The following is a 19760-nucleotide window of genomic DNA, read 5'->3' as shown; positions in this document are numbered from 1 at the left end:
GATGCGCGGTCTCCCAAGATGACGCGTGATGTCGCGAGCGCCGAACGCGCCCGCGATGCGACCGAACGTTGTTATTCCTGCGCGGGGGCGGCGCCGCCGTCCGGGCCTTCCCGGAAGCGGACGTCGGCGGCCAGATCTTCTGCCTCGGCCGCGCGCTGCGCATCCGAATGCGCAGCGATATGGTCGAACACCGCATAGCAGAGGCTTTCGCAACCGAGCCCTGTCAGCGCGGAGATTTCGAACACGGGACCTTGCCAGCCGAAGCCCTCGAGAAACGCGGCGACACGCGATTCGCGCTCGTCGTCGGGCACCATGTCGAGCTTGTTCAGCACCAGCCAGCGAGTCTTCGCGTACAGCTGCTCGTCGTACTTGCGCAGTTCGTTGACGATCGCCTTCGCTTCGACGACCGGATCGACTGCCTCGTCGAACGGCGCGAGATCGACGATATGCAGCAGCAGACCCGTACGCTGGAGATGGCGCAGGAACTGATGCCCCAGCCCGGCACCTTCCGCAGCGCCTTCGATCAGCCCTGGAATGTCCGCGATCACGAAGCTGCGGCTCGGCCCCACACGCACGACACCAAGATTCGGCGCGAGCGTCGTGAACGGATAATCGGCGATCTTCGGCCGCGCGTTCGACACCGATGAAATGAACGTCGACTTCCCGGCGTTCGGCATGCCGAGCAGGCCGACGTCGGCCAGCACTTTCAGCTCGAGCCGGATCATCCGGCGTTCGCCGGTTTTGCCGTCGGTTTTTTGCCGCGGCGCGCGATTCGTGCTCGACTTGAAATGCAGATTGCCGAGGCCGCCTGCGCCGCCCACTGCAACCTGAACGGTCTGGTTGTGTTCGGTCAGGTCGGCGATCAGCTCGCCGGTGTCCATGTCCGTAATGATCGTGCCGACCGGCATGCGCAGCGTGATGTCGTCGCCGCCCTTGCCGTAGCAATCCGCGCCGCGGCCGTTTTCGCCGTTGCGCGCCTGATGCTTCTTCGCGTAGCGGTAGTCGATCAACGTGTTGATGTTGCGATCCGCGACCGCGTAGACGCTGCCGCCGCGACCGCCGTCGCCGCCATCCGGACCGCCGAACGGAACGAATTTTTCGCGGCGCATCGACGCGCTGCCATCCCCCCCGTCGCCGGCGATGACTTCAATCCTCGCTTCGTCAATGAACTTCATGCGTTGCTCCGTCCCGTGGCTGCTGCCACCGTGCTTGATGCTATTTTGCCGCGCCCGACTCGCGATGAACAATCGGCCGAACGGTCAGCGGCAGTAAAAAGAAAAAGGCCCCGCTAACTTCGCGGGGCCTTTTTGCCGGTCCTGAAGCCCGTGTCTGATTAAACTCAGACTGCTGCCGGGACGACGTTGACCAGTTGCTTCTTGGCTGCGCCCTTAATCGTGAACTTGACGTGGCCGTCCGTCAGCGCGAACAAGGTGTGATCCTTGCCGATGCCGACGTTATCGCCCGGGTGCATACGCGTGCCGCGTTGACGCACGATGATGCCGCCGGCGTTGATTGCCTGACCGCCGTACACCTTCACGCCGAGGCGCTTCGACTCGGAGTCGCGGCCGTTACGTGACGACCCGCCTGCCTTTTTGTGTGCCATTTGATTGCTCCTTAACCGGTGCGCTTACGCGTTGATCGCGTCGATGCGCAGTTCGGTGTAGTTCTGGCGATGGCCGCCATGCTTCTGGTAGTGCTTCCGGCGACGCATCTTGAAGATGGTCACTTTGGCGTGACGACCGTGAGACACGACGGTAGCCTTGACGGAAGCCCCACTGACCAGCGGCGTACCGAATTGAATCGATTCGCCTTCGCCTACTGCAAGAACCTGGTCGAGCGTGATTTCAGCGTCAATGTCTGCCGGTATCTGTTCTACTTTCAATTTTTCGCCGACAGCAACCTTATACTGCTTGCCGCCGGTTTTTATGACCGCGTACATTGAAAACCTCACTCTTTATTCATTTTCCCGACGCACCACGCGCGGAAACCCGTGATTATACATAGAGTTAGCTGCACGGTCAAAACCCTCTGAGAACCCTCGCGGCGAGCCGCGGCAACCAGCCCCGAACGGCGGCCTGCCGGGCGTCGCGCGGCAGGCAGAAACCCGGAGGAAGTGCGATTCGCCTTATAATTCGCGGCACTACCCCTTTTCGCCATCATGTCGTCGACCGCCACCCCCGCCCCCAACGCCGCCACCCTGCTCGCCCCGATCGCCGATGACATGGAACAGGTGAATCGTGTCATCCGGCATCGCCTGGCGTCCGAGGTGATGCTGATCAACCAGATTTCCGAGTACATCATCAGCGCCGGCGGCAAGAGACTGCGCCCCGCGTTGCTGCTGCTCGTCGCGGGTGCGCTCGGCGAAACCACCGGGTACCGGCACGAACTGGCCGCGGTCGTCGAGTTCATCCATACGGCGACGCTGCTGCATGACGACGTCGTCGACGAATCCGATCTGCGGCGCGGCCGGCAAACGGCCAACGCGCTGTTCGGCAACGCGGCGAGCGTGCTGGTCGGCGACTTCCTGTACTCGCGCTCGTTCCAGATGATGGTCGGTGTCGGCAAGATGCGGGTGATGGAGATTCTTTCCGAAGCGACGAACATCATCTCCGAAGGCGAAGTCCTGCAGTTGCTGAACATGCACGACGCCGACGTCGACGAAGCGCGCTACATGCAGGTGATCCGCTACAAGACTGCCAAGCTCTTCGAAGCCGCCGCACAACTCGGTGCCGTGCTGGCCGGCAGCGATGCCGCAACCGAAAAAGCCGCCGCCGAATTCGGCCGTCGCATCGGCACGGCGTTCCAGATCATGGACGACTGGCTCGACTACACCGGCACGCCGGAATCGATGGGCAAGAACGCCGGCGACGATCTGCGCGAAGGTAAGCCGACGCTGCCGTTGATCTGGCTGATCGAACACGGCACGCGGGCCGAAGCGGCACTCGCGCGCGAAGCGATCGAACAGGGCGGCACCGATCGCTTCGACGAAATTTTCGCGGCCATCACACGCTCCGGCGCACTCGATCACACACTCGACTGCGCGAAGCAGGAAGCAGGCGCCGCGGCCGAGGCAATTTCTTCGTTCCCCGATTCCCTTTACAAGGAAAGCCTGCTAGAATTATGCTCTTACTCGACGGCAAGACAGTCTTGATTGAGACTGAAATGCTGCCGAAGTCCAGATTCGGGGTGTAGCTTAGCCTGGTAGAGCGCTACGTTCGGGACGTAGAGGCCGGAGGTTCGAATCCTCTCACCCCGACCAGATTCTGAAAAAACCGCGTACGAGTTACGCGGTTTTTTTTCGCCTGCTTTTGGCGAGACCTCGATGCGTTGGCCCCGATAGCCCATCCGGCCAGGGGCGAGCGCCGCGAGCCCTCTGCTATATTCTCCCCATCCTTTCTGACTCTTCACTTCACGACGCGTGGAACAACTTCCCTTATGGGCGCAGATCGGCGCCGTCTTTCTGCTGCTGGTCTGCTCGAGCTTCTTTTCCATTTCCGAGACAGCCATGATGGCGTTGAACCGCCATCGCCTGAAGCACCTCGCCAATCAGGGCGCACTCGGTGCGAAGACCACACAGGGTCTGCTGACGCGCACCGACCGTCTGCTCAGCGTGATCCTGATCGGCAACAACCTGTTCAACACGATCATCCCGGTACTGACGACGTCGATCGCGCTGCATACGTTCGGCCGGAACAATCTCGTGCTGTCGATCGCGACCGGGATCGTCGCGTTTCTGATCATCGTCTTCGCGGAGATCACGCCGAAGATCGTTGGCGCAACGTATCCGGAAAAGATCGCGCTGCCGGCCAGCCTGCTGATCGCACCGCTGATGCGCGTCGCGCGGCCGTTGATCTGGTTCGTGAACCTGTTCGCGGACGGCATCCTGTGGGTCCTGCACATCAACACCAAGGGCAATCACGAGCAACGGCTGTCCACTGAAGAACTGCGCACCATCGTGCTCGAATCCGGCAGCTTCATGCCGACCAAGCACCGTAGCATCCTGCTGAACCTGTTCGATCTCGAAAACATCACCGTCGACGACGTGATGATTCCGCGCCGCCGCATCGAAGCGCTCGATTTCGATGCGCCGTTCGAACAGATCCTGCATCAGCTGGAGACCTGCTATCACAACAAGCTGATCGTCTATCAAGGCGACATCGACCGCGTGCTCGGCGTACTCCACGTCCGCAAGACGCTGTCCGCATTACACAATCAGGAGCTCGAGCGCGAAACGCTGCGCGAACTGCTTGCCGACCCGTACTTCGTGCCGACCGGCACGCCCGTGTTCCAGCAGCTTCAGTATTTCCAGGAGAGCCGTCAGCGTACGGCGCTTGTCGTCAACGAGTACGGCGAACTGCAGGGGCTCGTCACGCCCGAAGACATCATCGAAGAACTGATCGGCGAGTTCACCACGTCGATTCCGCGAAGCGCGGCGTCGCACGGCGGATGGAACGAGGACGGCGAGTGCATCGTCGCGGGTAGCATGCCGCTGCGCGAACTGAATCGCTGGCTGCATCTCACGCTGCCCACCGACGGCCCGAAAACGCTCAACGGTTTGATCCTCGAGATACTCGAAGAAATTCCGGAAGGAGACGTGTGCGTGCTTATCGGCGACGTGAAGCTGGAAGTGATGCGCAGCGACGACCAGGCGATACGCACTGTCAAACTGTTCCGTCCGGGTCCCGCACCGAAAAAGACGAAGAAGGTATCGCGCACTGCCTGACGGATCGCTCGCCAGCGGCCAGCGAGCGTTGGCCATCCGGCCGAATGGAACAGCGCCAGCCGTTCGCGGAAGATGAAGTCGTCGTGTTCTACAGGCGGCTTCCGGCCGGTTTTCGATGTCCTCGCTTTCTCGCGGTACCGCGCGCCCTGCCACTGGCTTGTCCGATGGTGATTCATCGCGGCACGCTCCAACGATCTCTCCGAACCAGCGGCCGCTGCAGGCCGCAATCGCGCCAGCCGACGAAGCCGACAACGCGCCCGCCGTCCGCCTGCTGACCGACACACTGCACGAAGCCACGCAGCGCAACGCATCCGACATCCACGTCGAACCAGCGGAACGCGGTTGGCGCATCAGGTTGCGCATCGACGGCGTGCTGCATGAAATCGCGCGGCCGCCCGCGCATCTACGCGATGCGTTCGTGAGCCGCGTGAAGGTGCTTGCGCGAATGGACATCGCCGAGCGGCGCGTGCCGCAGGACGGCCGGCTGCGTCTTGCCGTCACGAAGAATGTCTTCGAGGATTACCGCGTCAATTCGCTGCCGACGCTGTTCGGCGAAAAGCTCGTGCTGCGACGGCTCGAAGCATTGCCCGAGCAGCTCACGCTCGATGCGCTCGGGCTCGATCCGCAGCAGCGCGATACGCTCGACGCCGCGATCCGTGCACCGCACGGCCTCGTACTCGTCACGGGTCCGACCGGCAGCGGCAAGACGCTGTCGCTGTATTGCTTCCTGCAGATGCTGAACGTCGAGTCGCGCAATCTGTGCTCGGTCGAAGACCCGGCTGAAATCCAGCTGGCCGGCATCAACCAGGTCGGCGTGCGCGAGAAAGCTGGCCTGACGTTCGCGGTCGCGTTGCGCGCATTCCTGCGTCAGGACCCGGACGTCATCATGGTCGGCGAAATCCGCGACGAAGAAACCGCCGACGTCGCCGTGAAGGCCGCGCAAACCGGCCACCTCGTGCTCTCCACGCTGCACACCAACGACGCGCCCGCGGCCGTCGCACGATTGATCGACATCGGCGTCGAGTCCTACAACCTCGCCGCCGCGTTGCGACTCGTCACCGCGCAGCGTCTCGTGCGGCGACTCTGTCCGTCGTGCCGTGTGCCCGCGCCGGAATCGCCGACAGCGTTGCATGCCGCCGGCTTCGAAGCGATGGATCTCGATGGCTGGCATCCGTATGCCGCAGTCGGCTGCGCGTCGTGTCACGGCATCGGCTATCGCGGACGCGTCGGCATCCATCAGGTCATGCCGGTAACCGAGTCGATGCGCTCGCTGATCGTCGCGCGCGCGGACAGCACCGCGATCTCGGCGCTCGCGCAGCGCGAACGGGTCGGTACGCTGCGCGATGCCGCGCTCGCCCGCGTGCGCGACGGCACGACCAGCCTCGCCGAAGCACTGAGCGCGACGGAGACCCGATGAACTACGCCGCAACCGCAACCTCAGCCGAAACCGATCGCTCCGAGACTCACGAATGGCGCTTCGTCTGGCACGCGTTCGACACCAACGGTGCGCCGCGCAAAGGCACAGTCATCGCACCCGACACCGCCACTGCCCGTGCAGCATTGCGACGCGACGGCCTCTTCGCGGTCGAGTTCGCCGCACGCCGCCCCGCACCGAAGCCAAAAGCGAATGCCGCCGACGTGACGCTGTTCACCCGTCAGCTAGCAAGTCTGCTACGCGCCGGCCTGCCGCTCGCCCCCTCACTCGACCTGCTCAGCCAGGCACCCGGCCCACACGGAATGCCGCGCATCGTCGCGGCACTCGCACGCGACATCACGACCGGCCGCGATTTCTCGTCGGCACTGCAACGACACCCCGCGCAGTTCGGCGCGTTGTTCTGTCAGCTAGTCGCGGTCGGGGAAACAGCAGGCGCGCTGCCGTCGATCCTCGCGCGCATCGCTGACGACCGCGAACGCGCCTCCGCACAGCGCGCGAAGGTACGCGCCGCGCTCACGTATCCGGCGGCAATCCTGTTGCTCGCCGTGGCGATCACGGCAGCGCTCCTCGTCTGGGTCGTGCCGACGTTCGCACAGATCTTCGACAGCTTCGGTGCGAAGCTCCCCGTGCCGACCCAGATCGTGCTCGCGTTGTCCGCTGCGGCTGCGCGCTGGAGCGGCCCCGTCGCAGCCACGATCTGTGTAGCCGGCGTCATGTTCGGCCGGCTGCTGCGGCGCTCGCCCGCAGCACGCATCCGCTTCGCGCAACTGTCGCTGCGCATGCCGCTGTTCGGTCCACTGCTGCGTACGCTGTGCGCGGCCCGGTGGGCACGCGCACTCGGCACGCTGCTATCGGCAGGCACACCGCTCGCCGACGCATTCGCTTCGCTCACTCACGCAACCGGCAACGCGTACTTCGACCACGCAAGCGCCGGCATCGCGTCGCGGCTACGGCGCGGCGAGCGACTCGCCGCTGCGATGCGGGACGCCGGCTGCTTTCCGCAGGAGGTCGTACAGCCGGTCGCGGTGGCAGAGGAATCGGGCGCGCTCGACACGATGCTGCTCGACGTCGCCGCCCTCGGCGATCGTCAGGTCGACGAGAAGATCGGCGCCCTCGCAAGCCTGTGCGAACCGCTCGTGATCGTCGTCCTCGGCGTACTGGTCGGAGGCCTCGTGATTGCGATGTATCTTCCTATCATCCAACTCGGCAACGTGGTGTAGCATCGCAGCCGAATCCACCGTTTCCCCTACGTTTCCCCTATACCCGCGCACTCTCCGTTCGTGACCGAATCCCCGTTCAGCGGCCCGCTCGGCCGCTTCTCCGCAGACGTCGGCATGACGTTCGGCCTGCTGCCGCCCGGCGTCCAGATCGCGTTTGCGATCGTGCTCGGGCTGGTCATCGGGAGCTTTCTGAGCGTGGTCGTCCATCGTCTGCCGATCATGCTGGAGCGAGCATGGCGCGACGAAGTCGGCGATGCGACCGGCGAGCAACCTGCCGACGATGGCCTGCCGCCCCGCTACAACCTGTGGCTGCCGCGCAGCGCCTGCACGCAGTGCGGCCACACGCTGCGTGCGTGGGAAAACATTCCGGTACTGAGTTATCTATTGCTGCGCGGGCGTTGCTCCGCATGCGGCACGCGCGTGAGCTTCCGTTATCCGCTGCTCGAACTCGCGAGCGCGGCCTGCGCGGTCGCGGCACTCGTCTCGTTCGGCCCCTCGTTGATGGCGCTCGCGGCGTTCGGTCTGTGCGCGACGCTGCTCGCCACCAGTGCGATCGATATCGATACGCACCTGCTGCCGGACTCGATCACGCTCCCGCTGCTGTGGGCCGGATTGATCGTCAACTTCGACGGGCTGTTCACGAGCCTGCACGACGCGGTGCTCGGTGCGATTGCCGGGTATCTGACGCTCTGGTGCGTACACTGGATCTTCAAGCTGGTGCGCGGCATCGAGGGTATGGGTTACGGTGACTTCAAGCTGCTCGCGGCGCTGGGTGCGTGGCTCGGTTGGGCTGCGCTGCCGCAGATCGTGCTGATCGCCGCGGTGGCGGGCGCGGTCGTCGGGCTCGCGGCGACGTGGCGCGGTCGCATGCGCTTCGAAGAGCCGCTGCCGTTCGGGCCGTTTCTCGCAGCCGGCGGCGCGGTGACGCTGTTCGTCGGCACGCCGCTGTATCTCGCACTCGGAGGCTGACCATGTTCGCGGTGGGACTGACGGGCGGCATCGGTAGCGGCAAATCGACGGTCGCGGATCTGTTCGGCAAGCTCGGCGTCACGATTGTCGATACCGACGTGATCGCGCATCGCATCACCGCACCGCTCGGTGCGGCGATGCCGCTGATCGCACAGACGTTCGGACCGTCGTACGTCGCCGCCGACGGCTCGCTCGACCGGGCCCGGATGCGCGCACTGATTTTCAGCGACGACACCGCGCGCCAACAGCTCGAAGCAATCACGCATCCGCTGATCCGTGCGGAAACCGACCGCGAACGGCACGCTGCGTCCGGTCCGTATGTGATCGTCGTCGTGCCGCTGCTCGTCGAATCGGGTAGCTGGAAGATGCGTGTGGATCGTGTGCTGGTGGTCGACTGCAGCGTCGATACGCAGATCGCGCGCGTCATGCGCCGTAACGGATTCACGCGCGAACAGGTGCAGGCGATCATCGAGCGCCAGGCAACACGCGAGCAGCGCCTCGCCGCCGCGGACGACACGGTCGTCAACGAAGACGCGTCACTCGATGCACTACGCGCCGACGTCGACGCGCTGCATCGCCGCTATCTGTCGCTCGCCACGCAAAACTAAGAGATACCGCACGTTAGCGCACGTCGCGAGACGCTTTCTCGGGAACTCGGACCGTGTAATCGCAGACTGAACAGACAGTGCGAACATGTACGAAAAGTGTGTGATTGCGGGGGTAGTCTCACGGCATTAGAATGTCCCGCACGAACCTGTCACCGACCACGCCCGAGGCGAGCCCGCTTGATCCTTTACGAGTATCCGTTCAACGAGCGAATCCGGACGCTGCTGCGCCTCGAAGACCTGTTCGAGCGCTTCACGTTTTTCCTGACCCAGGAAGACGCCAGGGAACATCACGTCGCGCTGACCACGCTGTTCGAAATCGCCGAAGTCGCGGGTCGCGCCGATCTCAAATCGGATCTCATGAAGGAACTGGAACGGCAGCGTCAAACGCTCGCGCCGTTTCGCGGCAATCCGGGCATCGAGCAGAATGCGCTCGAAGCCGTGCTCGGGGAAATTGAGCAGACGCTGACGGGTCTGTCGCAGATGCAGGGCAAGACTGGCCAGCATCTTGCAGACAACGAATGGCTCGCGAGCATCCGCAGCCGCGCGATCATTCCGGGCGGCACCTGCAAGTTCGATCTGCCGTCCTACTACGCGTGGCAACAGACCCAGCCCGATCAGCGCCGTCATGACATCGCAAAATGGGTGATGCCGCTGCTGCCGTTGCGCGATGCCGCGACGATCGTGCTGCGTCTCGCGCGCGAATCGGGTCAGGCGTCGAAGGTGATGGCGATGCAGGGAAGCTACCAGCAGATGCTGTCGGGCCGCTCGTATCAGCTGATGCAGGTGCGCGTTGCGCCCGAGTTGCGGGTGATCCCGGAAGCGAGCGCGAACAAGTACATGCTGTGGGTGCGCTTCACCGTGCAGGACGGCGACCTGCGGCCGCGCGCGGTGGATGTCGACGTGCCGTTCCAGCTGACGTTGTGCAGCCTGTAACGCGGGCAGTAAGCGCCAGCACCGTCCACAAGCCGCACCTTTAAAGCCGGGCCAAACGCCCGCATCTACGTTATCCGTTCCGTTTCAGTCTGTCCTGCCCGACCGAATGCCTACCGTCGTCAAATGCCCCACTTGCGCAAAAGATGTCCGCTGGACCTCTGAGAACCGCTTTCGCCCGTTCTGTTCCGAGCGCTGCAAGCAGATCGACCTCGGCGCCTGGGCCGCCGAGAAATACAAGATCGGCGGCACCGACGAGGAACCGCCGTCAGACGATGCGCCTGGCGGCGAACTCCCGCATTAGCCACAACCTGAACGGCGTCCCACGCCCGCTTATTCCGCCGCGAGCCACTCCAACACCGGAATCGTCGCGGGCAGCAAAGGCTCGACGTCGGCGGGTAGCGTCTGCCACACGAACGCCTGGCCCTCACGGCCATGCGGCTCGCCATCCCACTCGGTGATCTTGCAGAAGTACAGCCGCACGTATGCATGCGGGTAGTCATGCTCGAGCGTGCGCCAGCGATGGCTCGCCTTGACGTCGATGCCCAGCTCTTCGTGCAGTTCGCGCGCGAGCGCCGCTTCGACGCTCTCGCCCGGCTCGAGCTTGCCGCCCGGAAATTCCCAGTAGCCTTCGTAGGGTTTGCCGGCCGGCCGCTGCGCGAGCAGATAGCGACCGTCGGGTTGCACCAGCACGCCGACCGCCACTTCCGTGACGGGCCGCGTACCGGACGGCGAGGTCGCGGCTGTCATGCGGCAGTCCGACGACCGGACCAGTCGCGTGCAAACTGCCACGCAACGCGCCCCGAGCGAGATCCGCGTTCGAGCGCCCACACCAGCGCATCGCCGCGCGCCGCTTCGACGCCCGCGTCGTCGCAGCCGAAATGGCGCAGCCAGTGCCCCACGATCGACAGGTAGTCGTCCTGCTTGAACGGATAGAAACTCACCCACAGGCCGAAGCGCTCGGACAGCGAGATCTTTTCCTCGACCACCTCGCCCGGATGAATCTCGCCATCGGACGTGTGCTTGTACGTCTCGTTGTCGCTCATGTACTCGGGCAGCAGATGGCGGCGGTTCGACGTCGCGTAGATCAGCACGTTGTCGGACTGCGCAGCGATCGAGCCGTCGAGCGCGACCTTCAGCGCCTTGTAGCCCGACTCGCCGTCTTCGAACGACAGGTCGTCGCAGAACACGACGAAGCGCTCGGGACGCGCGGAGATCAGATCGACGATATCGCCGAGATCGTGCAGATCGTCCTTGTCGACTTCGATCAGACGCAGGCCTTCGCTTGCGTACGCGTTCAGGCAGGCCTTGATCAGCGACGACTTGCCAGTGCCGCGCGCGCCTGTCAGCAGCACGTTGTTCGCAGGCTGGCTGCGGACGAACTGGCGCGTGTTCTGCTCGATCAGCGACTTCTGCCGTTCGATGTTCTGCAGGTCGTCGAGCGTGATCGTCGAGATGGCCGGCACGGGCTGCAGATAGCCGCGTCCCTGGCGCGTGCGCCAGCGAAATGCGACGGCCGAGTTCCAGTCGATATCGGGTGCCGAGGGCGGCAGCACCGCCTCCAGACGGCCGAGCAACGCCTCGGCGCGGGTCAAAAATTGTTCGAGCTTATCCATAAGGGAAGAAATGCGGATCAGGAGCGATAGTCGGCATTGATGCTCACGTATTCGTGGGACAGATCGCAAGTCCAGATCGTGGCTTGCGCATCGCCTCGACCGAGCAGCACGCGAATCGCGATTTCGCTTTTCTTCATTACGCGCTGTCCGTCTTCTTCGCGGTAGTCCGGATTACGGCCGCCCGCTTTTGCAACCAGTACGTCGTCGAGGTACAGATCGATCCTGCCAACGTCGAGATCGTTCACCCCCGCGTAGCCGATCGCAGCCAGGATACGGCCGAGATTCGGGTCCGACGCATAAAACGCTGTCTTCACGAGCGGCGAATGGCCGATCGCATAGGCAATCTGCCGGCATTCGGCGACGTCGCGGCCGCCTTCCACCTGCACGGTCATGAATTTCGTCGCGCCTTCGCCGTCGCGCACGATCAGTTGCGCGAGCGTCTGCGCGACGTCGGTCACCGCGTCGCGCAATGCAGCGTACGCGGGCGAGTCGGTCGACGTGATCGCCGGCAGGGTCGATTTGCCCGACGCGATCAGGATGAACGAGTCGTTCGTCGACGTATCGCCGTCGATCGTGATGCAGTTGAACGAGCGATCCGCGACGTGCTTGACGAGCGCGTCGAGCACCGGTTGTGCGACCGCGGCATCGAACGCGAGGAAGCCGAGCATCGTCGCCATGTTCGGCTTGATCATGCCGGCACCCTTGCTGATGCCGGTCAGCGTGACCGTGTGACCGTCGATCGTCACCTGGCGTGACGCCGCTTTCGGCAGCGTGTCGGTGGTCATGATCGACTGTGCCGCGTCGTGCCAGTGAGCCGCCGCGCGATTCGCGAGCGCAGCCGGCAGGCCTGCCTTCAGACGATCGACCGGCAGCGGTTCGAGAATCACGCCGGTCGAGAACGGCAGCACCTGTTGCGGTTCGATGCCCGCGAGCTGCGCGAGTGCGTCGCAGGTCGCGCGCGCATGGGCGAGGCCCGGCTCGCCGGTGCCCGCGTTCGCATTCCCCGTGTTGATGACCAGCGCACGGATCGCGGGACCACCCGCACGCACGCGTTCGAGATGCTCGCGGCACACCGTGACGGGCGCCGCGCAGAAACGGTTCGACGTGAACACGCCCGCGACCGTCGCGCCTTCGTCGACGGAAATGACGAGCACGTCCTTGCGGTTCGGCTTGCGGATGTTCGCCTCTGCCCAGCCGAGCGTAACGCCGGCGATGGGATGCAGTTGAGCGGGATCGATCGAGGGGAAGTTGACAGCCATGGTCGCGACCTGTCGTAGCGGAAAATGCCGGCAGGAAGCCGGCATGAGGGAATGGAACCGATGGGCCGGCAGATGGCCGGCTCACCGCGAAATCAACGAGCCGTCGTCGTCGACGGCCAGTGCAAAACGAAAGCAGTGCGCACTACAGCGTGCGCGCCGCCGACATTATGCGATCTTGCCGTGACACTGCTTGTATTTCTTGCCGCTGCCGCACGGGCAGGGATCGTTGCGCCCGACCTTCGGCACGCTGCCGGCCGGCATCGCTTCGCCCGTGCCGCCGTGGCTCATCGCGCTGCCGATCATCGTCGCGGCCGCGTCCACCGCGACCGGTGCGGCAACCGCTGCGCCCGCTTCTGCGAATTCGGCGTGACGGAACTCCACGTGATCGAGGAGGTTGCCGTCTTCCTCGATCTGCTCGGTGGCCTGTTCGAGTTGCTCCGGCGATCCGATCTGCACGTTCATCACGAAACGCGTGACCTCGAGCTTCACAGAGTCGAGCATCGCGGCGAACAGTTCGAACGCTTCGCGCTTGTACTCCTGCTTCGGGTTCTGCTGCGCGTAGCCGCGCAGATGGATACCCTGACGCAGGTGATCGAGCGCGGCAAGGTGTTCGCGCCAGCTGCGATCGAGCGTCTGCAGCATGATCGAGCGTTCGAATGCGCTGAACTGCTCGCGGCCTGCCAGTTCGACCTTCGCTTCGTACGCTTCGTCGGCGGCGCCGGTCACGGCTTCGAGAATGTCTTCCACGCTGATCGACTGCGACTCGTTGATCATCTCCTGAATCGCGAGATCGAGCTGCCAGTCTTTACGCAGCGCTTCTTCCAGCTCCGGCACATCCCATTGCTCTTCGATGCTGCCGACCGGCACGAACTGATGAACGATATCGGCGACCACACCGTGGCGCATCGCGCCGATCGTTTCGGTGATGTCGTGCGCTTCGAGCAGTTCGTTGCGCTGCTGGTAGATCACCTTGCGCTGATCGTTCGACACGTCGTCGTATTCGAGCAGCTGCTTGCGGACGTCGAAGTTGCGCGCTTCCACCTTGCGCTGCGCCGATTCGATCGAGCGCGTGACGATACCCGCTTCGATCGCCTCGCCTTCGGGCATCCGCAGACGGTCCATGATCGAGCGCACACGGTCGCCGGCGAAGATACGCAGCAGCGAATCTTCCAGCGACAGATAAAAGCGCGACGAACCCGGATCGCCCTGACGGCCCGCACGGCCGCGCAACTGGTTGTCGATCCGGCGCGACTCGTGACGCTCGGTGCCGATGATGTGCAGACCGCCCGCGGCCTTCACCTGATCGTGCAGCGCCTGCCATTCGTCATGCAGCTGCTGGATGCGGCGTTGCTTTTCATCGTCGGAAAGCGACTCGTCGGCTTCGAGGAAGGTTGCCTGTTTCTCGGCGTTGCCGCCCAGCACGATGTCGGTACCGCGACCGGCCATGTTGGTCGCGATCGTCACGCGCTGCGGACGGCCCGCTTCCGCGACGATCTCCGCTTCGCGCGCGTGCTGCTTCGCGTTCAGCACTTCGTGCGGCAGGCCGGCCTTGTTCAGCAGGTTCGACAGCAGTTCGGAGTTTTCGATCGACGTCGTGCCGACCAGCACCGGCTGACCACGCTCGTAGCAATCGCGGATGTCGCGGATCACTGCGTCGTAGCGCTCCTTCGCGGTCTTGTAGATCTGATCCTGCTTGTCGATCCGCTTCGGCGGACGGTTGGTCGGGATCACAACCGTTTCGAGACCATAGATCTCGTTGAATTCGTATGCTTCGGTGTCGGCCGTACCAGTCATGCCGGACAGCTTCGCGTACATGCGGAAGTAGTTCTGGAACGTGATCGATGCGAGCGTCTGGTTCTCGCTCTGGATCTTCACGTGTTCCTTCGCCTCGACCGCCTGATGCAGACCGTCCGACCAGCGGCGACCGGACATCAGCCGGCCGGTGAACTCGTCGACGATCACGACTTCGCCGTTCTGCACGACGTAGTGCTGATCGATATAGAACAGCGTATGCGCGCGCAATGCGGCGTACACGTGGTGCATCAGCGTGATGTTCTGCGCCGCGTACAGGCTTTCGCCTTCGCCGATCAGCCCCCACTCGGCGAGCAGCCGCTCGGCCTTCTCGTGGCCCGATTCGGTGAGGAACACCTGACGCGCTTTTTCGTCGAGCGTGTAGTCGCCCGGCTTCTCGACACCGGTGCCGTCGGCCTTCTCTTCGCCGATCTGCCGTTCCAGCAGCGGCGGCAATGCGTTCATCCGGACGTACAGCTCCGTGTGATCTTCAGCCTGGCCGGAGATGATCAGCGGCGTACGCGCTTCGTCGATCAGGATCGAGTCCACTTCGTCGACGATCGCGAAATTCAGCACGCGCTGCACCCGCGAGTCGGTCTCGTAGACCATGTTGTCGCGCAGGTAGTCGAAGCCGAATTCGTTGTTGGTCCCGTACGTGATGTCCGCGGCGTACGCTTCCTGCTTCATGCCGTGGTCCATCTGCGACAGGTTGATGCCGACCGACAGCCCGAGGAAGTTGTACAGCCGCGCCATCCATTCGGCGTCGCGCTGCGCGAGATAGTCGTTCACCGTCACGACGTGCACGCCACGGCCCGACAGTGCGTTCAGATACGCAGCGAGCGTCGCGACGAGCGTCTTGCCTTCGCCGGTACGCATTTCGGCGATCTTGCCGTAATGCAGCACCATCCCGCCGATCAGCTGGACGTCAAAGTGGCGCATCTTCAGCACGCGCTTGCTCGCTTCGCGACACACGGCGAACGCTTCGGGCAGCAGCTTGTCGAGCGATTCGCCGCTCGCGACGCGCTGGCGGAATTCACCCGTTTTGGCGCGCAACTGGTCGTCCGTCAATTGCTCGATCTGCGGCTCGAGCGCATTGATCGCTATGACGGCCCTTTGGTATTGCTTGACGAGCCGCTGGTTGCGGCTGCCAAAAATCTTCTGGAGAAAACCGGTGGTCATCGGGTCGGTATCTGCGTCGCGGCTTCGGCGAGGCGTCAGGCGTGGTGTTCGCGCGCTGCGCGCCCAATGTCGGTGGGGCCCCGGCGACTTAGTCCAAGAGTGAATTCGAATCGGGGATTTTAGCACGCGCCCCCGCCAGCGCCTGTGTCAGCGACGAGACCGTGCGACGCCATCCACCGGCCGCGCCGGCGTGCTCCACAGGCGCGAAAGGCGGCCGGCCATCACCCGGACACGCGGTACAATTTGCAAACCCTGCAGACCCGCCGCGCTCGACGCGCCAGCGTGCCCACACCATCGCACATGAGCCGTTTCACTTCGTTTTCAAGACCGTTCAATCCCCGCCGGCCACAGCCGGTGTCGGAGCTGCTCGGCCGCACCGACGCGTTTGCAGCGCTACGCGCGGGCGTCGAGCAGATTGCCGCGCTGGAACGCGATCTGAAAACGATGTTGCCCGACTACCTCGCGACGAGCGTCGAACCCGGATTCATCAAGGACGGCGTGCTCGCGCTCTTTGCTGCGCACAACGCGCTCGCCGCTCGATTGCGGCATCTCGAACCCCGTCTGCTCGCCGACTTGCAGCAGCGAGGCTGGGCGGTGAATGCGCTGAAGATCCGCGTACGTCCGCAGTCGGTGAAGGAATCCGCGCCGCCGAAGCAGGCGCTGATGACCGATGTGGGCGCGGCCGCGCTGCAGGCGCTTAGCGAGTCGCTGGAAGCGTCGCCGTTGCAAGAAGCGCTAGCGAGAATGGCGAAACGACACCTGAGAAAGCAGGGCTAAAACGAAAAGGGCCGGAGAATCTCCGGCCCTTTTTCATTCAGCGAAGTAACTTACGCAAACGCGTCACGCAAACGCGGTTTGCGCGTCGAACCCGAAGCCGCGCGGGGCTTGCTGCAGGTCTTCGAAGGTGACGACTTCGTACGCATCTTCGTGGGCGAGCAGTTCGCGCAGCAGCGCGTTGTTCAGCCCGTGACCCGACTTGTACGCGGTGTACGACGCCAGCAGCGGATGACCGACCACATACAGATCGCCGATCGCATCGAGCATCTTGTGCTTCACGAACTCGTCGTCGTAACGCAGGCCGTCGTTGTTCAGGATGCGGTATTCGTCGAGTGCGATCGCGTTGTCCATGCTGGCACCACGCGCAAGACCCAGTTCGCGCAGCATTTCCACTTCATGCGCGTAGCCGAACGTGCGTGCCCGCGCGATCTCGCGCACGTAGGAAGTATTCGCGAAGTCCACTTCCAGCGCCTGGCCGGTCTTGTCGACGGCCGGGTGACGGAAATCGATCGTGAACTTCAGCTTGAAGCCGAAGAACGGGTCGAGGCGCGCAAACTTGTCGCCGTCGCGGATTTCGACCGGTTTCGTGACCTTGATGAATTTCTTCGCCGCGTTCTGTTCCTCGACGCCCACCGACTGGATCAGGAACACAAACGTCGCGGCACTGCCGTCCATGATCGGGATTTCTTCCGCGGTCACGTCGACGTACATGTTGTCGATGCCGAGACCCGCGCAGGCCGACATCAAATGCTCGATGGTGGAAACACGCACGCCATCCTTCTGCAGCACGGAGGCAAGGCGCGTGTCGCCGATCGCCGTCGTGGCCGCAGGAATTTCCACCGGAGTCGGCAAGTCCACTCGCGTGAACACGATACCGGTGTCGGGACCGGCCGGCCGGAGCGTCAACTCGACCTTGCGGCCCGAGTGCACGCCGATGCCGACCGTCTTCACGATCGATTTGATTGTGCGCTGCTTCAACATGATGGTTTTCTACTCGATTGAAAATCCCAATCGGGACTTTTTATTTCATAGCCGAGATTATACTCCATCCGCTCTAAACCCGTTTTAGCCGGAACGTATCAATCTGTTTCGTGCAGTTACCCCGTGGCCAGCCGGGGAGAAAGCGGGACGGGCCGATGTCCGGAACGGAGGCGTTTCCGGTCATCGGCCCGCGTAACGGCCTGTCACAACGACGTCATCTCGCCGTTGCCCTCGTACAACGAAGGGCGGGCGGACGCCGCTGCGTCTAGCTCAACGTCGCGAGCATACTCCGCGCATCGCTGACTTCGAACTTGCCGGGTGCCTCGACGTGCAGCGTCTTGACCACGCCGTCGTCGACCACCATCGCGTAGCGCTGGGAACGGATCCCCATGCCGCGTGCCGACAAATCCTGCTCCAGACCAAGCGCCCGCGTGAACAACGCACTGCCGTCCGCCATCATGCGCACCTTGCCCGAGGTGTGCTGATCGCGTCCCCACGCGCCCATGACGAAAGCATCGTTGACGGAGACGCACCAGATCTCGTCGACACCGGCAGCGCGCAACTGCGCGTCGTGTTCGACGTAACCCGGTACGTGCTTCGCCGAACAGGTCGGCGTGAATGCGCCCGGCAATCCGAAGATCACCACGCGCTTTCCCGCCGTCTGCTCGCGCACGTCGAAGCTGTTCGGTCCGATCGTGCAACCCGCGCGGTCGTCTTCGACAAATTCGAAGAGCGTCGCGTCGGGCAGCTTGTCGCCAGTTTTAATCATGCTCGGTCCTTCACATCGATGCACAGCCTGCCCGCACGTTTTCGTGACGTCATGGAAACGCGTTGCAGCGACAGTCGCCCGATCCGCTTCGTAAATCGCGGAGGGCAGTTGCCCCTGCCGCGCGCCTGAAGAAGCGCGGCTCTACCTGTGCCGTTCCATCCGTCACGCCCGTGCATTCGCGAGCGGCGCTGCAATCATGCAGCCGCGCCGCGGCGAAGGCCTGCCCGTGCGTGTCAGTCAGCCTGCTTGCGCAGGAACGCCGGGATATCGTACGTGTCGACGCCCTTTTCCTGCAGCGCCTGCACATGCGATGCCGCGGTATCGCGCGACGTGCGCCACACAGCCGGCGTATCCAGCGCGCCGTAGTCCGCCGTACCCGCTTGCTGCGGCGTGTACGCGTGCTGCATCGTGCCGATCGGCTGGTTGTCCGTGCCGGTGCGCAGCAGCGTCATCGGTGCGGACTGCTGCTTCTTCGCCGCCCGGCCAAGGCCCGTTGCAACCACCGTCACGCGCAGTGCGTCGCCCATCGCGTCGTCGTACACCGCACCGAAGATCACCGTCGCATCTTCCGCAGCATAGCTCTTGATGGTGTTCATCACTTCGCGCGTTTCCGACAGACGCAGCGAACGGCTCGACGTGATGTTGACCAGCACGCCACGCGCGCCCGACAGATCGACCCCTTCCAGCAGCGGGCTCGCCACGGCCTGTTCCGCCGCGAGGCGCGCGCGATCGACACCGGCTACCGTCGCCGTGCCCATCATCGCCTTGCCCTGCTCGCCCATCACCGTCTTCACGTCTTCAAAGTCGACGTTCACCAGACCGTCGACGTTGATGATTTCAGCGATGCCGGCAACTGCGTTGTTCAGAACGTCGTCTGCGCACTGGAAGCACTTGTCCATCTCGGCGTCATCGCCCATCACCTCGAACAGCTTGTCGTTCAGAACGACGATCAGCGAGTCGACGTGATCCTCCAGTTGCTGCGAACCTGCTTCGGCGACGCGCATCCGCTTGCCGCCTTCGAATTCGAACGGCTTGCTGACCACGCCGACCGTCAGAATCCCCATCTCTTTCGCGATCTGCGCAACGACCGGTGCCGCGCCCGTCCCCGTGCCGCCACCCATGCCCGCGGTGATGAACACCATGTGCGCGCCGCGCAGTGCGTCCGAGATGCGCTCGCGCGCTTCTTCCGCAGCCGAACGGCCCATTTCAGGCTTCGCACCTGCACCCAGACCCGTGTTACCGAGCTGGATCACCGCCGTCGCGCGCGAACGCGACAGCGCTTGCGCGTCCGTGTTCATCACGATGAAGTCGACGCCCTGCACGCCCTTGTTGATCATGTGCTGAACGGCATTGCCGCCAGCACCACCGACACCCACCACCTTGATGATGGTGCCGTTGGTTTCCGTTTCCAGCATCTGGAATTCCATGTTGCCTCCGTCAAGAAAAAATGTACCCACACTCGGCCGTTATCCGGCAGGAGATCGGGCAACCTCCTGTCGCGCG

The 19760-nt window shown here is 63.7% G+C and carries 19 protein-coding genes and 1 tRNA gene; 10 read left to right on the top strand and 10 right to left on the bottom strand.

Translation table 11 applies throughout. The annotated features are described in order from the left end of the window. Positions 1-71: 71 nt before the first annotated feature. The 3 genes from cgtA to rplU form a co-directional block, all read right to left on the bottom strand. Positions 72-1175 carry an Obg family GTPase CgtA gene (gene cgtA, locus E1748_RS11535; protein ID WP_133647380.1) on the bottom strand — a complete coding sequence of 368 codons (1104 nt, stop codon included), beginning with the start codon at positions 1173-1175 and terminating at the stop codon, positions 72-74. 164 nt (positions 1176-1339) lie between these two features. After that, positions 1340-1603, bottom strand: coding sequence for a 50S ribosomal protein L27 (gene rpmA, locus E1748_RS11530; RefSeq protein WP_133647379.1), 264 nt, complete (start codon positions 1601-1603; stop codon positions 1340-1342). Positions 1604-1627: 24 nt separating this feature from the next. Continuing rightward, the gene (rplU, locus tag E1748_RS11525; RefSeq protein ID WP_004194344.1) at positions 1628-1939 is read right to left on the bottom strand and encodes a 50S ribosomal protein L21; all 312 of its coding nucleotides are present in this window, start codon (positions 1937-1939) and stop codon (positions 1628-1630) included. Positions 1940-2158: 219 nt separating this feature from the next. Between rplU and E1748_RS11520 the strand changes: the two genes are divergently transcribed. The 9 genes from E1748_RS11520 to E1748_RS11480 all read left to right on the top strand — a co-directional run bounded on the left by E1748_RS11520 (position 2159) and on the right by E1748_RS11480 (position 10189). Then, positions 2159-3151 carry a polyprenyl synthetase family protein gene (locus tag E1748_RS11520; protein WP_133647378.1) on the top strand — a complete coding sequence of 331 codons (993 nt, stop codon included), beginning with the start codon at positions 2159-2161 and terminating at the stop codon, positions 3149-3151. Positions 3152-3182: 31 nt separating this feature from the next. Next, positions 3183-3259 (top strand) — tRNA-Pro (locus tag E1748_RS11515). A gap of 159 nt (positions 3260-3418) precedes the next feature. Next, complete coding sequence (locus tag E1748_RS11510; RefSeq protein WP_133647377.1) at positions 3419-4723, top strand: HlyC/CorC family transporter; 1305 nt, start codon at positions 3419-3421, stop codon at positions 4721-4723. Positions 4724-4838: 115 nt separating this feature from the next. Next, complete coding sequence (locus tag E1748_RS11505; protein WP_133647376.1) at positions 4839-6140, top strand: GspE/PulE family protein; 1302 nt, start codon at positions 4839-4841, stop codon at positions 6138-6140. Next, complete coding sequence (locus tag E1748_RS11500) at positions 6137-7378, top strand: type II secretion system F family protein (protein WP_133647375.1); 1242 nt, start codon at positions 6137-6139, stop codon at positions 7376-7378. Before E1748_RS11505 ends, E1748_RS11500 begins: the two co-directional genes overlap by 4 nt. Before the next feature lie 114 nt (positions 7379-7492). Next, positions 7493-8347: a prepilin peptidase gene (locus E1748_RS11495; RefSeq protein WP_133649322.1), complete on the top strand. Its 855-nt coding sequence runs from the start codon at positions 7493-7495 to the stop codon at positions 8345-8347. Between the two features lie 2 nt (positions 8348-8349). Further along, positions 8350-8955, top strand: coding sequence for a dephospho-CoA kinase (gene coaE, locus E1748_RS11490; RefSeq protein WP_133647374.1), 606 nt, complete (start codon positions 8350-8352; stop codon positions 8953-8955). Between the two features lie 177 nt (positions 8956-9132). Beyond that, complete coding sequence (gene zapD, locus E1748_RS11485) at positions 9133-9888, top strand: cell division protein ZapD (protein WP_133647373.1); 756 nt, start codon at positions 9133-9135, stop codon at positions 9886-9888. A 106-nt stretch (positions 9889-9994) separates the two neighbouring features. Then, positions 9995-10189 carry a DNA gyrase inhibitor YacG gene (locus E1748_RS11480; RefSeq protein ID WP_133647372.1) on the top strand — a complete coding sequence of 65 codons (195 nt, stop codon included), beginning with the start codon at positions 9995-9997 and terminating at the stop codon, positions 10187-10189. Between the two features lie 29 nt (positions 10190-10218). Here E1748_RS11480 and E1748_RS11475 read toward each other — a convergent pair whose 3' ends face one another. From E1748_RS11475 to secA, 4 genes are all read right to left on the bottom strand, one after another. Then, positions 10219-10635: an NUDIX domain-containing protein gene (locus E1748_RS11475; protein ID WP_133647371.1), complete on the bottom strand. Its 417-nt coding sequence runs from the start codon at positions 10633-10635 to the stop codon at positions 10219-10221. After that, positions 10632-11501, bottom strand: a complete 870-nt coding sequence (locus E1748_RS11470; RefSeq protein ID WP_133647370.1) for an ATP-binding protein — start codon at positions 11499-11501, stop codon at positions 10632-10634. The genes E1748_RS11475 and E1748_RS11470 overlap by 4 nt, the downstream gene beginning before the upstream one ends. A gap of 17 nt (positions 11502-11518) precedes the next feature. Beyond that, positions 11519-12760 (bottom strand): bifunctional glutamate N-acetyltransferase/amino-acid acetyltransferase ArgJ, encoded by a 1242-nt coding sequence (argJ, locus tag E1748_RS11465; RefSeq protein WP_133647369.1) that lies wholly within the window; start codon positions 12758-12760, stop codon positions 11519-11521. A gap of 165 nt (positions 12761-12925) precedes the next feature. Then, positions 12926-15730: a preprotein translocase subunit SecA gene (secA, locus tag E1748_RS11460; RefSeq protein ID WP_133647368.1), complete on the bottom strand. Its 2805-nt coding sequence runs from the start codon at positions 15728-15730 to the stop codon at positions 12926-12928. Between the two features lie 300 nt (positions 15731-16030). Between secA and E1748_RS11455 the strand changes: the two genes are divergently transcribed. Then, entirely contained in the window at positions 16031-16507 is a 477-nt protein-coding gene (locus tag E1748_RS11455; RefSeq protein ID WP_133647367.1) for a DciA family protein, read from the top strand. Between the two features lie 63 nt (positions 16508-16570). Here the strand turns inward: E1748_RS11455 and lpxC are convergent, their stop codons facing one another. The 3 genes from lpxC to ftsZ all read right to left on the bottom strand — a co-directional run bounded on the left by lpxC (position 16571) and on the right by ftsZ (position 19684). Then, the gene (gene lpxC / locus E1748_RS11450; protein ID WP_133647366.1) at positions 16571-17488 is read right to left on the bottom strand and encodes a UDP-3-O-acyl-N-acetylglucosamine deacetylase; all 918 of its coding nucleotides are present in this window, start codon (positions 17486-17488) and stop codon (positions 16571-16573) included. Between the two features lie 265 nt (positions 17489-17753). Then, positions 17754-18257 carry a peroxiredoxin gene (locus tag E1748_RS11445; RefSeq protein ID WP_133647365.1) on the bottom strand — a complete coding sequence of 168 codons (504 nt, stop codon included), beginning with the start codon at positions 18255-18257 and terminating at the stop codon, positions 17754-17756. A 233-nt stretch (positions 18258-18490) separates the two neighbouring features. Continuing rightward, on the bottom strand, positions 18491-19684 hold the full coding sequence (ftsZ, locus tag E1748_RS11440) for a cell division protein FtsZ (protein WP_133647364.1): 1194 nt from the start codon (positions 19682-19684) through the stop codon (positions 18491-18493). Positions 19685-19760: the final 76 nt, after the last annotated feature.

The sequence above is a fragment of the Paraburkholderia flava genome (genome assembly GCF_004359985.1).
In the GTDB taxonomy this organism is placed as follows: domain Bacteria; phylum Pseudomonadota; class Gammaproteobacteria; order Burkholderiales; family Burkholderiaceae; genus Paraburkholderia; species Paraburkholderia flava.
This window is presented reverse-complemented; position numbering and strand designations above follow the sequence as displayed.